The organism is Flavobacterium chilense, from assembly GCF_001602525.1.
GTDB lineage: Bacteria > Bacteroidota > Bacteroidia > Flavobacteriales > Flavobacteriaceae > Flavobacterium > Flavobacterium chilense.
This window is the reverse complement of record NZ_LSYT01000010.1, coordinates 1-18,941: the sequence shown is the minus strand read 5'-3', so window position 1 is coordinate 18,941 and position 18,941 is coordinate 1. Positions and strand designations below refer to the sequence as shown.

At 36.9% G+C, this 18,941-nt stretch carries 8 protein-coding genes; 7 read left to right on the top strand and 1 reads right to left on the bottom strand.

Annotated elements, in window-relative coordinates; translation table 11 throughout:
- Nucleotides 1-70: 70 nt before the first annotated feature.
- On the bottom strand, nucleotides 71-817 hold the full coding sequence (locus A4F88_RS20630; RefSeq protein WP_068844666.1) for an electron transfer flavoprotein subunit beta/FixA family protein: 747 nt from the start codon (nucleotides 815-817) through the stop codon (nucleotides 71-73).
- A 490-nt stretch (nucleotides 818-1,307) separates the two neighbouring features.
- Here A4F88_RS20630 and A4F88_RS20625 point away from each other — a divergent pair, with 490 nt between their 5' ends.
- The 7 genes from A4F88_RS20625 to A4F88_RS20595 all read left to right on the top strand — a co-directional run.
- On the top strand, nucleotides 1,308-2,285 hold the full coding sequence (locus A4F88_RS20625; protein ID WP_068844665.1) for a pyruvate dehydrogenase complex E1 component subunit beta: 978 nt from the start codon (nucleotides 1,308-1,310) through the stop codon (nucleotides 2,283-2,285).
- 67 nt (nucleotides 2,286-2,352) lie between these two features.
- Entirely contained in the window at nucleotides 2,353-4,854 is a 2,502-nt protein-coding gene (locus A4F88_RS20620) for a DUF5686 and carboxypeptidase-like regulatory domain-containing protein (RefSeq protein ID WP_068844664.1), read from the top strand.
- 50 nt (nucleotides 4,855-4,904) lie between these two features.
- Nucleotides 4,905-5,957 carry an acyltransferase gene (locus tag A4F88_RS20615; protein WP_068844663.1) on the top strand — a complete coding sequence of 351 codons (1,053 nt, stop codon included), beginning with the start codon at nucleotides 4,905-4,907 and terminating at the stop codon, nucleotides 5,955-5,957.
- A 47-nt stretch (nucleotides 5,958-6,004) separates the two neighbouring features.
- A complete protein-coding gene (locus tag A4F88_RS20610) occupies nucleotides 6,005-6,604 on the top strand; it encodes a DNA-3-methyladenine glycosylase family protein (protein WP_068844662.1) in 600 nt (199 codons plus the stop codon).
- A gap of 133 nt (nucleotides 6,605-6,737) precedes the next feature.
- A complete protein-coding gene (locus tag A4F88_RS20605) occupies nucleotides 6,738-7,268 on the top strand; it encodes an inorganic diphosphatase (RefSeq protein ID WP_057121406.1) in 531 nt (176 codons plus the stop codon).
- A 112-nt stretch (nucleotides 7,269-7,380) separates the two neighbouring features.
- The gene (locus tag A4F88_RS20600) at nucleotides 7,381-9,924 is read left to right on the top strand and encodes a sodium-translocating pyrophosphatase (RefSeq protein WP_068844661.1); all 2,544 of its coding nucleotides are present in this window, start codon (nucleotides 7,381-7,383) and stop codon (nucleotides 9,922-9,924) included.
- 672 nt (nucleotides 9,925-10,596) lie between these two features.
- Nucleotides 10,597-18,941 (top strand): DUF7507 domain-containing protein (locus A4F88_RS20595; protein WP_082815826.1); only part of this gene is annotated, 8,345 nt, incomplete at its 3' end.

Here is an 18,941-nt window from a genome sequence, read left to right as displayed (position 1 = left end):
TGAAGTGAATCAAATGTTGATTTTAGATTTAGTATTGCGGTCTGCAATCTAAAATCTAAACTCTACAATCTTAAATCACTTTCGCTTCGTTGTGTAATAAATTGATTAACTCATCTAAATTATCTGCAGAAACTAATTTCACAGCTGATTTTGGAGCTGGTTTTTCAAATTTCACCGCTTTTGTATTTACAGGAGCGTCAACTGGCTCAAGAATAGTTAAGGCTTTAGTTCTTGCTGTCATGATTCCTCTCATATTCGGGATACGTAAATCTTTTTCTTCAACAAGACCTTTTTGTCCTCCAATAATTAATGGCAGGGTAGTGCTTACAGTTTCTTTTCCACCATCGATTTCACGAACTGCTTTTACATTATTTCCGTCAACTGTTAAAGCTGTACAAGAGTTTAAAAAGTTAAAACCTAAAATTCCTGCAATCATTCCAGGAACCATTCCGCCATTATAGTCAAGAGATTCTTTTCCTGCAATTACAAGATCATATCCTCCGTTTTTAATTACTTCAGCAAGTTGTTTTGCAACAAAAAATCCGTCAGTTGGGTTTGCATTAACACGAATTGCTTCGTTTGCACCAATTGCCAAAGCTTTACGCAATGTTGGTTCAGTATCAGGACCTCCAACATTTACAACAGTTACATTTGCACCTTGTTGCTCCTGAAACCAGATAGCACGTGTAAGTCCAAATTCGTCATTAGGATTAATTACATATTGAACGCCATTAGTGTCAAATTCTGAGTCACCATTGGAGAAGTTGATTTTTGAAGTAGTATCAGGCACATGGCTGATGCAAACTAGTATTTTCATAAGTATATATTTTGAATTTATAATATGCTTTTACAAATTTAGAATTTAATTTGGAATAATTATACTATGCATGCATAATATTTTTTAAAACTATTACGATTTCGAAGATTGTGTGTTTTTGAATGACTTTTATCGGGAACTAAAATAAAAATAATATCCATTTGGTCTGATTGTTAGGAATTTCATAATGCTTAGAGCTCAGACAAAGGTTAAATTTTACGGTTACAAATACTAATTTTTGAATTTTTACGTTTAGATGGAAGGATTTTAAAGAGGCAGGAATTAACAAATGAATTGAAGTTTGTCTGAAAAATAATTTTAATGAATTTTAAGTCTATTATATCGATTTCGTAAATATCACAATAAACTTTAAAAAGTTAAAAGCTAAGGAGAGAAAGAAGTTCATGCGATTTTAAATTCAATTTATGCTTTTAAGTTATTTAAAATATTTATTTTTGCTCTTCAGAAAATTCAACATACAATATAAAATATGAGAACAATACAATTTAGAGAGGCCATTTGTGAAGCGATGAGCGAAGAGATGCGTCACGATGAATCCATATATTTAATGGGCGAAGAAGTTGCAGAATACAACGGAGCGTACAAAGCTTCAAAAGGAATGCTTGCTGAGTTTGGTGAAAAAAGAGTAATCGATACTCCAATTGCTGAGCTTGGTTTTACAGGAATTGCAGTAGGTTCAGCAATGAACGGCTGTCGTCCAATTGTAGAGTATATGACCTTCAACTTCTGTTTAGTTGGTATTGATCAGATTATAAATAATGCTGCTAAAATGCGTCAAATGACAGGTGGACAATTTAATGTGCCTATCGTTTTCCGCGGACCAACTGCTTCTGCAGGTCAATTAGGAGCAACTCACTCACAAGCTTTAGAAAACTGGTTTGCAAATACTCCGGGTCTTAAAGTAGTGGTACCTTCAACTCCTTATGATGCAAAAGGGCTTTTAAAATCGGCTATTCGTGATAATGATCCGGTAATCTTTATGGAGTCTGAGCAAATGTATGGTGATAAAGGTGAAGTGCCGGACGGAGAATACACAATTCCGTTAGGAGTTGCTGATGTTAAACGCGAAGGAACAGATGTAACTATTGTTTCTTTTGGTAAAATTATCAAAGAAGCTTTTATCGCTGCTGATGAATTAGCTAAAGAAGGAATTTCTTGTGAAATTATCGACTTAAGAACAGTTCGTCCAATGGATAAAGATGCAATCATTAAATCGGTTAAAAAAACAAACCGTTTAGTAGTATTAGAAGAAGCCTGGCCATTTGCGAGTGTTTCATCTGAGATTACTTATATCGTTCAGGAACAAGCATTCGATTTCCTTGATGCGCCAATTCAGCGTATTACAACTGCAGATACTCCAGCACCTTACTCTCCTGTTTTACTGAAAGACTGGTTACCAAATGCTGGTGATGTAGTGAAAGCAGTAAAGAAAGTAATGTACAAATAAGAAAATAAACAATACTTATAGAACTTCATCAGTCATATTAATTGATGAAGTTTTTTTTTGCCAGATTATGAAAAGAATAATTTTACTCAGCCTGTTTTTTGTATTTGCTCTTGTAAATATTGCTACTGCACAAACGAAAGTGAGCGGAATTGTCTTGGATAAATCAAATCAGCCTGTTCCGTTTGCGAATGTGGTTTTTAAAGGTTCAAATACCGGAATAGTTTCTAATGAAGACGGACGTTTTTATCTTGAATCTCCAAATACTTACACGGCTTTATTGGTTACCTCGGCAGGATTTTCTGATCGTGAAGTTCCTTTGGAAAAAGCAGTAAATTATGATTTTAAAATTGTTTTAAGCGAAGCCGAAGCACTTAATGAAGTTGTAATTTATACCGGAAAAACCTCGAAAAAGAATAATCCGGCATTAGATATTCTTCGAAAAATCTGGGAAAGAAAACGTAAAAACGGTCTGTACCAATTCAATCAGTATCAAATGCAGAAGTACGAAAAAGTCGAGTTCGATATGAACACGATTGATAGTGCTTTTATGAAAAACAAGCTCTTTAAAGGAATGGAGTTTGTGTTTAAGCATGTAGATACCTCAGAAGTTACAGGAAAAACCTATCTGCCTATTTTTATCAACGAATCCGTTTATGATGTTTACGGCGATAACAAGATAAAGAAAGTAAAAGAAAACCTGACCGGAAATAAAATGTCTGGTTTTAACGGGAATCAACAGATTTTATCTTTTGTAAAAGATCTTTATTCAGATTATAATATTTACGACAATCACCTGAAGTTTTTTGATAAAAGTTTTACAAGTCCGCTATCAAGAACCGGAATTGATGTTTATAATTATGTATTAAAAGACAGTGCTTATGTCGATAAAAAATGGTGTTATAATATTGTTTTTTATCCAAGACGTAAAAACGAATTGACTTTTAAAGGAGATTTTTGGGTTAATGATACCACTTTTGCTATCAAGAAAATTAATATGGGTGTTACCAAAAGCGCCAATATTAACTGGGTAAAAGATATTTATATCGAGCAGGAATTTGAAGTAGAAAACGATTCAGTTTTTCTATTGACACGTGACTATATGATGTCTGATTTTGCTTTAAATAAAAAAGAAAAATCAAAAGGAGTTTATGGAAAGCGAACTACTTTGTATCGAAACCATAAATTCAATATTCAGAAACCGGAGAAGTTTTATAAAGAAGAAGTCAATTTTATAGACAATACAGTTTACGAGCGACCGCCTGAATTTTGGGAAGCAAACCGATTTGAGAAATTAAATAAAGACGAAGCAGGTATTTATAAAATGTTAGATACACTGCAAACGGTTAAGCGGTTTAAGCAGCTCTATAGTCTGGTCTCGATTTTAGGAAGCGGTTATGTCGAATTTAAGAACTTCGATTACGGGCCAATTTTCTCCACATTTGGATACAATGAAGTCGAAGGATTACGAATAAGAGCAGGAGGAAGAACCTATTTTGGTCCAAATGATCCCTGGCGTATACAAGCTTATACAGCTTACGGATTTGACGATAATAAATTTAAATATGGTGTTTCCGGAAAATGGATGCTGGATAAGAAAAATCGACTCATTATTTCAGGAGGAAACAGGCGCGATATTGAACAAATAGGAGCCAGTTTAACCACAACCAATGATATTTTGGGACGAAGTTTTGCGTCATCTGCCTTGTTTACAACCGGAAGTAACGGAAAACTGACCAACATCAACCTGAGTAATGTTTCGATTGAAATGGAACCTAAAAAGAACTTCATTGTTCAGGCAGGTTTTTCATACCGTACATTAGAGTCGGCATCCAAAACTTTTAGTTTAGATTATTATACGACTTTACCATCTGCAGCAAATCCTGCCGGAGTAATACAAAGCAGTGTAAAACAATCAGAAGCCAATATTCAGTTTGAATATATGCCAAACCGTAAAACGATTGGTTACGGAGTAGAAAGAGATTTAGTCGACAGTCCTTTTAGCCATTTCTTTGTTAACTTTAGTTATGGACTTAAAGGCGTTTTAGACAGTGACTTTGCTTACGAAAAAGTACAATTGTTTTATAAACAGCCTATTATTATAGGACCATTAGGAAGATCAAATGTTATTCTGGAAACCGGAAAAACCTGGGGAACAATTCCGTTAGGCTTAATGAGTGTAATTCCGGGTAACCAGACTTATTTTACAATTGAGAACACATTTAGTAACCTGAATTTCTACGAATTCATTACAGATCAATATACCACTTTGCAATGGAACCATGATTTTGGCGGAAGATTATTTGCCAGAGTTCCGTTTATGCGAAAGTTAAACTGGAGAGAATTTGTAGGTATTAAAGCTGTTCACGGAACTATTTCGAATGCCAACAGAGCCATAAATGCTTCAGGTCAGCCTTATAATGCTCCTGAAAATGTATATTGGGAATACAATGCCGGAATTGGAAATATCTTCAAAGTATTCCGTATCGATTTCTCTTGGAGAGGCAGTTATCTAAACACTCCCGATGCTAATAAATTTGCAGTAAAAGGATCTTTCGGGTTCTATTTCTAATTAATTTGGAAACTTTGTAATTTGTGATTATAATTGATTAGTATTGTTTTATGAGCGAAAACCAGGTTGGTAGTAAAATGATTTGGACAACTAATCTAAGAGTCGTAGCAACTTTTAGTGTGATTTTTTTACATGTCACTTCAGAGATTTTATATCAATTTGGTCGTGTTTCTGATTTTGTTTGGTGGACCGGTAATATTTATGACAGCATGGTACGTTTTTGTGTACCAGTATTTGTAATGCTTACAGGTGCATTAATGCTGGGAAAGACTTATGAACTAAATGATTTCTTAAAGAAAAGATTCTCCCGAATAGTTTTTCCTTTTTTATTTTGGAGTTTTATTTATGCAATTCTTGCTCTAAGGCATAAAATTTCTGAAGATCATGGAATGTCTTTTCTCGAAAGTATTAAATGGATAATTCATTTATTACAAAAAGGGAGTTCTTATCATCTTTGGTATATTTACATGATTATTGGAATATACCTTTTCATTCCAATCATAAGTAAATGGATTCAAAACGCAACCGAAAAAGAAATTTTATATTTTTTGTCGATATGGGTTTTTACATTAACCATCAATCAGCCCATTTTGTCCGGATTTAAAATTAATATTGATCTGACTTATTTCTCAGGGTTTATAGGGTATGTTGTTTTAGGATATTATTTATCAATTAAATCTTTTGGTTTTACTAGAAAATCGATTTATTTAATTGCCCTGTTTTTAATCATAATCGGAATTAGTATTACTGCATTTGGAACTTATTTTTTATCCCAAAAGACGAATAGTTTTAACGGGTATTTTTATAATTATGATACCTTAAATGTTTTGATAGTGTCTATTGGAGTTTTTCTGTTTTTTAAGAATTTTGAAATCTTCAATCCTGCTTTAAATAAAGTTGTTAATTTTATTAGCAAATATAGCTATGGAATTTATTTGGTACATATTTTAACATTAACTGTAATAAAAGAAATAGGAATCCATAATTATGTTACAAATCCTATATTTGCAGTACCTGTTATAGCTTTACTTTGCTTGTTTATTTCGGCAGTCGTAATATATTCCATAAACAAAATACCTTACGGGAAATACATATCAGGGTAGAATAATGAAAAAATAAAATGGTATTATTAGGATAAACAATCTCAGTTATGCAGGAAGCCATTGATTTTTTAACCAATAAAAACCCGATATTTCAGGAAATTATCGAGAAATATGGATTACCACAAATTCCAAGGCGTCCGCAGGGTTTTGATACTTTAGTCTTATTAATTCTCGAACAGCAGGTTTCTGTAGATTCGGCAAAAGCCACATTTTTAAAAATCAAAGCCTATACGACCTGCAATCCTGAAACGATGGCAGTTTTATCAGATGAAGAATTTCGAAATCTTGGCGTAAGCCGGCAAAAAACTAAATACATTAAAATTTTGGCAGAAGCCGTTTTAAACAAAGAACTGGACATCGAAAGTCTGGCTTCAAAATCAGCAAAACAAGTTCGCGAAGAATTAATTAAATTAAAAGGTATCGGAAACTGGACGATTGATATCTATTTAATGTTTTGTCTGGAAGAACCCGATTTAATTCCGCTAGGCGATATTGCAGTTATAAATACCATCAAAGAACTACTGGATATTCATGATAAGCAGGAAATGGAAATTCATGCAGAACAATGGAGTCCGTATCGATCTTATGCAACCTATTTGCTCTGGCATTATTACCTAAAAAAGCGCAATCGGAAAATTACATATTAACTGTCTGTTACATAAAAAGAAAAGTATATTAATTAATGGATAAAATACAGAGATTAATACACTTTTTTCATTGTAAAAAAGGATTGTTTAGTTACTTTTGCAGTCGAAATTATAGAAATAATAAAAAACGAAAATGACCGCAGACAAACTAACAACTTTCGATGTATTAATCGAAATACCAAGAGGAAGCAGAAATAAATACGAGTACGATTTTGAAATTAAAAGAATGCGTTTTGACAGAATGTTATTCTCTTCGATGATGTACCCGGCTGATTACGGATTTATTCCGGAAACTTTAGCTCTTGATGGTGATCCTCTTGATGTATTGGTTTTGGTAAACGAACCAACTTTTCCAGGATGTGTTATGGAAGTAAAACCAATTGGGGTTTTCCATATGGCAGACGATAAAGGACCGGATGAAAAAATTATTTGTGTACCGGTTTCAGATCCAATCTGGAATTCTCTAAACGACCTTTCAGATATTAACCCACACTTAGTAAAAGAAATCGAGCATTTCTTCCAGGTTTACAAAGATCTTGAAAACAAAAAAGTAGATGTAGAAGGATGGGGAGATGTAAACGAAGCTTATGCTATTATTGCAGAGTGTACAAAACGTTTTGACGACATCGAAAACAAACCAGCAGGATTATTTAGCATTAAATAATTTTCGCCTTCATATTTTATAAAAAAAGCAATATTCCGTTAGGAGTATTGCTTTTTTGTTTAAATTCGTTTTAGTTAGTTTATTGACTATTAACCAAAACCATTAAAATATTATGAATGCATTTATGATTTACTTGCCAATTGTCATGGCAATTTTAGGATTACTTTTCATGGGAATAAAAAGGAGTTGGGTTTTAAAACAAGATGCCGGAGATGGCAAGATGAAAGAGATTTCAGACTACATCTACGAAGGAGCATTAGCCTTCCTCAAAGCAGAATATAAACTATTAACCATTTTTGTTATTATTGCAAGTATAGCCTTAGCGGGCATTACCTTTATTCCGGGAGTAAAAACACATTTATTAATTGTAATCGCATTCATTTTCGGAGCATTTTTCTCAGCTTTGGCTGGGAATATGGGAATGAAAATAGCCACCAAAACAAATGTTAGAACTACACAGGCTGCACGTACCAGTTTGCCACAGGCATTAAAAGTGTCTTTTGGCGGCGGGACTGTAATGGGTTTGGGTGTTGCAGGTTTAGCTGTTTTAGGTCTAACAACCTTTTTTATCATTTTCTTTAATCTTTTTTCAGGCGGAGTATGGAAAGATACTGAGACTATGACAGTAGTTTTAGAAACGCTGGCAGGGTTTTCATTAGGTGCAGAATCAATTGCTCTGTTTGCCAGAGTAGGAGGCGGAATTTACACTAAAGCTGCCGATGTTGGAGCTGATTTAGTAGGTAAAGTAGAAGCCGGAATTCCGGAAGATGATCCGCGTAATCCTGCCACAATTGCAGATAATGTGGGAGATAACGTAGGAGACGTTGCCGGAATGGGAGCCGATTTGTTCGGATCTTATGTAGCAACCGTTTTAGCTGCAATGGTATTAGGAAATTATGTAATTAAAGATATGGGCGGAAGCATTCAGGATGCTTTTGGCGGAATTGGTCCAATTTTATTGCCAATGGCCATTGCCGGTTTCGGAATCTTATTTTCTATTATTGGAACCACATTAGTAAAAATTTCAGATGATAATGCCAAAGAAGCACAAGTGCAAAAAGCATTAAATATAGGAAACTGGGTATCGATTGTTTTAACCGCAATCGCCTGTTTCTTCTTAGTAAAACATATGTTACCAGAAACCATGCAAATGAGTTTCTTTGGAGAAGGATCTAAAGCCATTTCATCCATGCGTGTTTTCTATGCTACTTTGGTAGGATTAGTTGTAGGTGGGGCGATTTCATCAGTGACTGAATATTATACAGGATTAGGAACAAAACCAGTTATGGCGATTGTTCAAAAATCATCTACAGGAGCAGGAACAAACGTAATTGCAGGTTTGGCAACCGGAATGATCTCCACTTTTCCAACTGTATTATTGTTTGCTGTGGCAATCTGGATTTCGTATGCTCTGGCAGGTTTTTACGGAGTGGCTTTGGCAGCTTCTGCAATGATGGCAACAACAGCCATGCAATTGGCAATTGATGCCTTTGGACCAATCTCTGATAATGCAGGAGGAATTGCCGAAATGAGCGAATTGCCAAAAGAAGTTCGTACCAGAACCGATATCTTGGATTCAGTTGGAAACACAACCGCTGCAACCGGAAAAGGATTTGCGATTGCATCTGCAGCTTTAACTTCGCTGGCTTTGTTTGCAGCTTATGTAACCTTTACAGGAATTGACGGAATCAATATTTTTAAGGCACCAGTTCTGGCCATGTTGTTTGTTGGTGGAATGATTCCGGTAGTTTTCTCAGCTCTGGCGATGAATTCTGTTGGAAAAGCAGCAATGGATATGGTATACGAAGTACGTCGTCAGTTCAAGGAAATTCCGGGTATTATGGAAGGAACAGGTAAACCTGAGTACGGAAAATGCGTAGAAATATCTACCAAAGCCGCTTTACGCGAAATGATGTTGCCAGGAATCCTGACTATTGGTTTTCCAATTGCAATTGTATTGTTAGGAAAACTGGTATATAGCGACAACAACCAATTGATTGCTGAAATGCTGGGCGGATATATGGCAGGAGTTACCGTTTCAGGAGTACTTTGGGCTGTTTTTCAAAACAATGCCGGAGGTGCGTGGGACAATGCCAAAAAATCATTTGAAGCCGGAGTTTTAATCAATGGTGAAATGACTTATAAAGGTTCAGATGCACACAAAGCGGCTGTGACCGGAGATACTGTAGGAGATCCGTTTAAAGATACTTCAGGACCATCAATGAATATCCTGATCAAATTAACCTGTTTAATAGGTTTAGTCATTGCCCCAATTTTAGGAGCAGGACATGCTACAGCCAATAATGCCGGAATGGGATCTTGCTGTACCAAAACCGAAATGCATGCAGGAACAATCTCCAAATGTGGTGACCATTCGATGTTAACCAAAGAAGAATGCATTAAAATGTGCAAGGAAAAAGGATGCTCTGCTGAGGAAACAGCAAAATGTATGGCACATTATGATGCAGATGGAAAATATCAAAAAACCGATTGTTTTGATACAACCAAATATAGCAAAAGGGTCGAAGTGAATCTGTCAACTGTAAACGGAAAAACGGTTGGAACAGTAACCAAAACAGAAAACGGTAAAACAACCACCCAAGTTTATGAAGGCACCGAAGCTGAGGTAAAAGCAAAAATTGAAGCCGCAAAATAAGCTCTAACAATATAAAGTAAAACTTAAAAAAAACTGCCCGAAAGTATTTTTCGGGCAGTTTTCTTTTAGAATAACATTGTTAATCCTGCTATTTACAATTTATAAAAGCAATTATAACACCTCAAAATACAGGTTTTTGAATGCAATAATCCAGGTGTGAAAATATATTTCACTTCTATAAATGAGGCAGGTATTTTAAAATAAATAAAACGCCATTTTTGAGCAGATTCAACACCTGTTTTATGAGTTATAAAAAAGGCTTATTAATAAAATCTTAAAGTTAAATTAAAAGCAGGCAATTTATAAAAAATAAGAGTTTAGTCATTTTTGGCGATAAATGAGTGAGTAAAGCTGGTACAAAATTTCCTGTATCAGCTTTTTTTTGCCCTTTTTTTACTCATTTGAGCTCTTTTTTATGATTTAACAGAGAAAAAAGGGGATAAAAACACACTCTTTTTTGGGCTTATATGTTAAAAAACACCGTCAAAAAGCATTAAAAAAAATATATAAGGGATTATTTCCTACATATTAAAATTTTGTGTCTTTAAATATTATTTTAAAAACTTCTTGTGGCTATTCTAAATCTATATTCAAAATAGTTTTGCGAATTAAAACCTACAGTTTTGAATTTTAGTTACTTAAAGAATAATAAAAGCATAATAATTTAATCTCATGAAAAAACAGTACTTTATTTTATTGGCTCTTTTTTTACTGGTTTCCCTAAACACCAGAGCCACTACGCATTATCATACAGAAAGTAAGAAAGATTGGAGTGATCCGAAACACTGGACTACTGGCAAAAAGGACGTTGAGAGTGTCTATGCTATGTTGTCTAAACATAACAGTACTTTATTTTTTGAAACAACTGTAGGGCCTACAATTAGTGTGGTAACATCGACTACTGGTTGTATTAACGGTGGCATAATTGATGTAACAGTATCGGGTGCAACTGGTCCAGTGCAGTATGCGTTACTTGGAGGGCCGTCTACCTATACAATCCCTGGTCCGGGCAGTAGTTTTCCAGGCTTGGCCAATGGTACTTATACAGTACAAGTTTGGGATGATAATACTAATGGAACACCAATTACACAAAGTGTAACCATCAATTACAGCTATACAAGTATTTCTATTTCTTCGGTAGTACCTACTTATGATAATTTGACCACACCTGTATGTGGACCTAGAGGGATACTAATTGTAAACGCTACAGGAGGCAATGCTCCTCTGTCTTATTCTTTGATTAATAAGACTACAGGAGCACTTGTTATGGGGCCACAGAGTTCAAATAGGTTTACCAGTGTACCCGTAGGAACCTATTCTGTAGAAGTAAAAGATGCTTGTGGTAATACAATGACAAGTGCGGCTGGAGGAATAACAGTAACTAATTATGATGATGTTTCGACCGGAACTTCTTTGAGCGCAACAATTCTTTCAACAGGTAGCCCAAGCCCCAATGTATATTTTAGAGAAAATAGTGGTTGTGATATGATGACAGTAACCCCAACACCTGGGATAACTGTTTTTAGCTGCACAATGAAAAATGCATCAGGTAAAATCTTAAATATATATCAAAAAGATATAGAGTATAGGGTGGGGACACCTGATGGTAATTGGTCGGCTTGGGTTGCCTCTGATATGCCTGCATCTGTACCATTCACGTTAACAACTAATGCAAATGTTGACTTTACTTTTCAATTTAGAAATGGGTGTGATCACTTTGTTACAGCTACTGCAACTTACTCCTATAAAGCCTTTAATGGTTTAACTGGGTCAATGAACTATACATACAGTGACAATTGTAGTGTAACTAATACTGGTTTGCAAGTGACTGCCAATAATGCTGGTGATAACTTAACTTGTATGCCAATGAAAATAGAAGTGTATGATCAAACAGCTGGTAATACCTTGTTAGCCGACCCTTCGTTTGGTGCCACTTCTTATAAGATAACAAGCACATATACTACTGGGGATGTTACTGGTTTTATTCCTGGTCATACGCTTAAAATAATCATGACAGATGCAAAGGGACTTACAATATCGGGAACATATGTGGTGCCATCACCAGTGTTGCCAGCGTTTGCAATGAGCCCAAATCCTCGAAATAGTTTAGCTTCTAATAATTGCGGTTTTACGGGAAGACTTTATGATTTTAATTATGGTATAGGTAAAACAAATACTGGTCCTTTCCCTGTTACGTTTACTGTCACATCTGGTCCCGCTTCTATGGTAGGCAAGAGTGTTACAGTAAATAATACAACCGATAAAAATCTGGATGGGTCAACACAAATTACTTATCCATTTGGTTATTATCTTCCTTATGGTACCTATAGCTTTACACTTGCGTTTGGTGACACTGGAGCTGGTCCTTGTAGAACGGTACCCATTACAAATTTCGATAACACACAAAATTATAAAGGCTTGCATTTAGGAAATGTAACCTCTGTTACTAATGTTAATGGTTGTGGTGTGTACGATCTTAACATTCCATATTATTACACAGATATGGCAGGAAACCCTGTTCCGGCTAGTTCTAGCACTGCAGATGGGGTTTGGATTAGTCTTATTGATGCAAGTGGCACAGTTGTTAAACGCCAGTCTCAAAATAGTATAAATTACCTTTGGACTAACATAAATCCGGGTACATATACTATAAGAATTGCGCCAGCTAAAGGGCAGTATGTCGATCCAAATTGTTATTCGGACAGTCAAACTATCACAATTGATCGTTATTCCTTACCAGTAGTAGATGTACAGCATTCTGGAGGTTTGGTTTGTTCAGGAGTTACTAAGGGTAATTTGACTGTAGTAGCAACAGGTACTTCAGCACCTTTGCAATATGCTTATAAAAAGAAAGGTGATCCGGATACTAGTTACAGTGCATTTCAAGCCAGTAATGTTTTCCCAGCATTAACTGCAGGTGTAGTATATACAGTGGCGGTAAAAGACCAATGTAATAATACCGTTACTCAAGATTTGACTGTATCAATAGCAGAAACAATTTCGTTGCTTTCAGTAGAGGGCGCTACAAGTGGCAGTGTCTGCTCAGGAGGTTCTGTTAAATTAAAAACGATACCAATTGGTCCAGTTACCAATTATCAATGGACATTGCCAGATGGTACTATCCAACAAGGTGCTGCATTAGATCATATAGATATTACTAATTTTACAACGACAAACAACGGCAGCTATACCGTAGAGGCTACATCTGCTGCAGGTTGTTCAGTAACATCTACTATTGCATTAACTGTAGCTACAGATCTTAACTTAGTAGTTGCAAATCCTGCTGCAGTTTGTGCAGGAACTACTGTAAACCTTGCCAATGCCGTAAGCGGTGTCGCGTCTTATATTTACTATGCTGCTGACCAGACAACAGTATTGGCATCAGCTATGGTAACCCCTGCCACAACAACAGATTATTATGTACAAGGAACATCTGCAAGCGGCTGTATTTTGCCTAAACAAAAAATAACCGTAACAGTAAATCCAGTACCTGCATTGGTTATTACAAACCCGGCTACAGTAACTTCCGGAACGACTGTAAATCTAACGGTGGCTGCTATTACAGCAGGAAGCACGAATATTGCTACGTTAGATTATTATACAGATGCGGCATGTACTATACCAGTAACTACACCAAGTGCTGTGACGATCACTGGCAATAAAACGTATTATATAAAAGCAACTGCTACAGGTGGTTGTACAGACATTAAACCGGTAGCTATAACAGCAGTAGGACCAAGTATTACAGTTGCAGGTACAAATGGTACCTGTGCAAGCGATTGTAGTGTTACGGCTTCTACTTCCTGGACAGTAGATCCGCTAGTGGCACAATATAAACTTACCAATACAACAACAGGAGTTTCTGTTGGACCAGTAACCGGACCAACAGCTAATATATTTGATAACCTGATTCCGGGTACTTATACAGTTACAATTTATGATGGTACTACTGGAGCTGCTGGTTTAACATCAGCACCAGTAACAGTTACTTCACCATATAAACAGTTAAAATTAACTCCAATAACAGTGTCAGGCGGTACGGGTTGTGGAGGTGCAGGTACAATTACTTACGGCTCCACATTAGGAAAGCAGCCAGTAGACTATTGGATTGTTAATAGTGGAGGTACTACAATAGCATCAGAGACAAACTCTCTTGGTACTGTAACTTTTACAGGAGTACCTCCGGGAACATATACTGCATATGCCAAAGATGCTTGTAATACAACAGTGTGGGAAGATAATGTAAAAGTTACAGGTCTTGATCTTTCTGCTTTAGGTTCAGTTAAAATACGTAATGCACAAACCTATTTTGGTCGTGGCAGCGATTGTAATCATATGGCATTAGATTTGTGGGCTATTACACCCTATATCGAACTATATAAAGCTGATGGTGTTACCCCTATTACAGCAGACACTAGTAAACTGACTTACATACTGGATTTTACTACAGGATCACCTGCTGTTACAACAAGTTACACGATTTTGCCACCGGGAGATACAAGTTTGGATGTAGCTTATACTCCGTTTACCCCAACCCAATATCGTATTAGAATATTAAACCCATGTACAGGTACCTATATTAATTCTGCTTGGGTCAACATTCAGAATCCGGCAATTTCTGTAACTACAGATAGCTATGCATCTCCAGATATGTGTGCATCCGGAGGATTGGCTTTAATGGTACAATGGAATACAAGACCATGTTTTCCTATAACAAATATAACGGTAACTGATGCAAACGACCCATCAAAAGTATACACTTTCCCTGATTGGACAGATTCGACTCAAGGGACGTACGCGCTTCCTGGCGTACCTGCGGGAACTTACTATATAACAGCCAAAGATGCTATAGGTCATTTATATAATATTACGGCTACTTCTCCTGGAGGTAAATACAAATACAAGCCTGTAACTCAGGATGTCCAGACTCAGATATCACAAGGATGTACTTTGGGCAAGGTAAATATAAGTATAACAGGTGTTATAGGAGCAGGACCGTTTCCTATTACCTATACGATTACCAGTGCACCAGCTGCTTTAAGCCCTATTCCGGCTCCTTATGTGCAAACAAGCAGTACAGGGGTTTATGGTTATACAACAATATTTAAGGATCTTCCTGCCGGTAATTACACACTGAATGTTGCTTATGGCGATGGAGCAGGAGGTATTTGCAGAAATCAAACAATTACTGGAAATGTTGTTGCCCCTATTGTATCTTATGAGCTGGACAAATTGTGGTATACAGGTTGTGCGAGTGGTTCTAACCATGCTATTTATGGCTCTATAACAGGTGTCGACGGAAACGGTAAAGTATTTCATACTTATGATACTGATAATGGTCCTGGTATGACTGATAATATCTTTGCAAATGCACATGCAGAAATTATATCTGGTCCACCTGCTTATACAGGTCCTACTGGTAAAGATTCTGAAGTAATGATGCCACAGGACGGAACTCAATTTAGCTTCCCTGCACTTAGTTCAACTGGAACACCACTTTATACATTACCAGCAGGAACTTATAAAATAGGCGTATATCCGGAGTATTTCATGTATAATGACAGAGAATGTTTGTCTTCGGGCTACCCAATAGAAAAAACAATCACAATAGTAGATGGAGGTACTTTAACATTAGATAAAACCAATTCTGGTGGGGTAGTATGTTCTGGAACTACAGGTACATTAATTGTAAATGCTATCGGAGCAGGACCTTTTACTTATCAATATAAACCTAAAGGTTCAGCTACGTATTCTGCTGCACAAACCTCAAATGAATTCCCGGGTCTTACAGCCGGAGATTATGATGTTAAAATAATTGGAGCTTGTATCAGTATCGAAGAAACACTTACAATGTTAAGCACTTCGGCAACAAGTTTGTTAACTATAACACCTGCACCTGCTGTTTGCGAAGGACAACAGGCTGTAATTAGTGTAGCACCTATTGGCCCTATCAATAGTATTGTATGGACTTTAAATGGTACACCATTTACAGCAGGTCTTGATGCAACATCAACAACTTTAACTATTCCTTCATTTACATCTGCAAATGCAGGTACATATGCAATAACCGTAACATCTGCGGCGGGATGTAATTTTACATCAACATTAGCTGTTACCTTAGATACACCACCAACTACACCAACTATTAGTACAACAGGATCAGTACCTACTTGTATAGGCGGTACTGCAACTATGGCAGCAACGCCAGCAGGAGGAAAATGGAGTAGTAGTAATTCAGCTGTACTATCTATAGATTCTATAACAGGATTTGCAACTGCATTGACAGTAGGAAATGCCAATATTATATATACAGCCTCAAGTGCCGGAGGCGGATGTACTGCAACAGCTACATTACCCGTTACAGTTGGTTCTTGTACAGCAACATTAGCTGATTTAGATGTATTTGATGTATCAGCTTGTCCTAATACATCCGCAGCTTTAACAGCAACCAGCACAACAGTTAGCAGTCCTATATTCACATGGTATAGTAATGCTTCATTAACAACAATAGCAGGAACAAGTACCAACACCACGAGTTTTATTGCTCCGGTATCTTCTGCAGCTTTAACCTACTTTGTTACAGTACAAGGTACAGGAATACTTGAAAATAAAGCAGCCGCAAAACAGGTAAACGTTTATTTAAGCAATGCTTGTGGCATCATTAATCCTGATCAATGTGCAACTACAGGATCATTACTATATAAAGAAGATTTTGGAGGAAATAATTCTTCAGATCCTCTTGTTAAATCTTCAGGAATAGCTCAGGTAGTAGGTCTGAGTTATGTTAATGCTACACAAATAGCAAATGCAATTAGTGGGGGTATCTATCCTAATGATGGGCATCCTGATGATGGACAATATATTATTACAAAGATAGCAGGAGAAAACCATCCGGCATGGATTCACAATATAGACGATCATACTTCTTTTGGAGACCCTACTAAAGGATATTCATTACAGATAAATGCTGATTATCCACCAGCACAATTTTATCAGGCAAATTTAGGTAAACTTTGTTCAGGAACTAAACTGTATTTCTCAACATGGATTGCCAATGTATATAAGAACAATAATACCATTAAACCTAATTTGACATTTGTTTTAGAAAACCCTGTTGATGGCAGTGTTGTAACAAAATATTATACAGGAGATATCCCGGCTAATAATGCTAAATGGGTACAATACGGATTCAATTTTACAGTGCCAGTAGATATGGATGATTTACGTTTACGTATCATTAATAATGTTAGTGGAGGTACAGGAAATGATTTTGCTTTAGATGATATAGAAATACATGCTTGTACACCACCTGTAACCATAAGCGGATTGGCTGCAAAATATTGTGAAGATGACAAATTAAGCCTGACAGCTTCTTATGTTGATGATGGTACATTTGGTTCAACTCCTTCTTATCAATGGTATTACAGTCCAACTAATGATTTAACTTCATGGGATTCATGGACAGCAGTAAGCGGGGCAAATACAGCAGTTTTGAACCAATCATCTGTTCAGGAAGGATTTTACAGAGTTGTTGTAGGGGCACCAACGAATATTGCATCCCGCAAATTTAATTGCCTGGCATCTTCATTGCCAGCAGCAGTTAAAGTGAACAAACCGGCTGGAATTTCAGATCTCACGGTTAGTGATGTAACAATATGCAAAGGCAGTACAGCGACTCTTGAGGCAGCCACTACTAACATCGAAAATCCTATATTTAATTGGTATAATGATGCAGTGGCAACTGTTGCTTTGTATACAGGAGCAAAATATTCGCCAGCAGTAACATCAACAAAAGACTATTATGTAACAGTACAGGGAACAGACTTCTGCGAAAGTCCTAGAAAAAAAGTAACTGTAACGGTTAACGATTGTACAGCTTTTACGACAGTTAAAACCGTAGCCGATGCCAACAACAATGGAAAAGCCGAGGCAAATGAAAATTTAACCTATACCATTACGGTAAAAAATACCGGAAGTGCCACCATCAATACCCTAACAGTAAGTGATGCCCTACCGGCCCATACCACTTATGTAAGTGGCGGAACACTAACAGGCAGTACTGTAAGTTTTACAGATACCAACCTTGCAGTAGGCGCCAGCAGAAGTTATAGTTTTGTAGTAAAAACAGCTGCAGACCTTACAGGAGTGAGCGTAGTTTCGAACCTGGCGACAGTAAACGGAGACGGAAAAGATGTTCCTTCTACACCAGAAGATCCAAAGAATCCGGGTAACCCAGATCCGGCCTGTACCAATCCGGCAGGTTGTCCAACCGACATCCCAACCGATACAGCGCCTCAGTTCACAGTCGTTAAAACCGTAGCCGATGCCAACAACAATGGCAAAGCAGAAGCCAATGAAAATTTAACCTATACCATTACGGTAAAAAATACCGGAAGTGCCACCATCAATACCCTAACAGTAAGTGATGCCCTACCGGCCCATACCACTTATGTAAGTGGCGGAACACTAACAGGCAGCACTGTAAGCTTTACAGATACCAACCTTGCAGTAGGCGCCAGCAGAAGTTACAGTTTTGTAGTAAAAACAGCTGCAGACCTTACAGGAGTGAGCGTAGTTTCGAACCTGGCGACAGTTGATGGAGACGGAAAAGATGTACCTTCTACACCAGAAGATCCAAAGAATCCGGGTAACCCAGATCCGGCTTGTACCAATCCGGCAGGTTGTCCAACCGACATCCCAACTAATCCAAACTCAGGTATTTCAATTACCAAACACGGAGCATTTGTAGACGTGAACGGTGATGGAAAAACCAACGTAGGAGATCAGGTAAAATACACCTTTGTTGTTAAAAACACAGGTAATACAACCTTGACCAACATCACTGTAACCGATAACAATGCAGTAGTAAGCGGAGGGCCATTGGCAAGTTTAGCTGTTGGAGCTTCAGACAGCACAACATTTACAGCTGTCCACACCGTAACCCAGGCAGATATCGATGCCGGTATGGTATATAATTTAGCCACTGCTACAGGAAAAGATCCAAAAGGAGATGATGT

What these genes read in the sequence shown, in the direction of transcription:
- A4F88_RS20630 (WP_068844666.1), bottom strand. Translation starts at nt 817, where the DNA reads ATGAAAATACTAGTTTGCATCAGCCATGTGCCTGATACTACTTCAAAA.
- A4F88_RS20625 (WP_068844665.1), top strand. Translation starts at nt 1,308, where the DNA reads ATGAGAACAATACAATTTAGAGAGGCCATTTGTGAAGCGATGAGCGAA.
- A4F88_RS20620 (WP_068844664.1), top strand. Translation starts at nt 2,353, where the DNA reads ATGAAAAGAATAATTTTACTCAGCCTGTTTTTTGTATTTGCTCTTGTA.
- A4F88_RS20615 (WP_068844663.1), top strand. Translation starts at nt 4,905, where the DNA reads ATGAGCGAAAACCAGGTTGGTAGTAAAATGATTTGGACAACTAATCTA.
- A4F88_RS20610 (WP_068844662.1), top strand. Translation starts at nt 6,005, where the DNA reads ATGCAGGAAGCCATTGATTTTTTAACCAATAAAAACCCGATATTTCAG.
- A4F88_RS20605 (WP_057121406.1), top strand. Translation starts at nt 6,738, where the DNA reads ATGACCGCAGACAAACTAACAACTTTCGATGTATTAATCGAAATACCA.
- A4F88_RS20600 (WP_068844661.1), top strand. Translation starts at nt 7,381, where the DNA reads ATGAATGCATTTATGATTTACTTGCCAATTGTCATGGCAATTTTAGGA.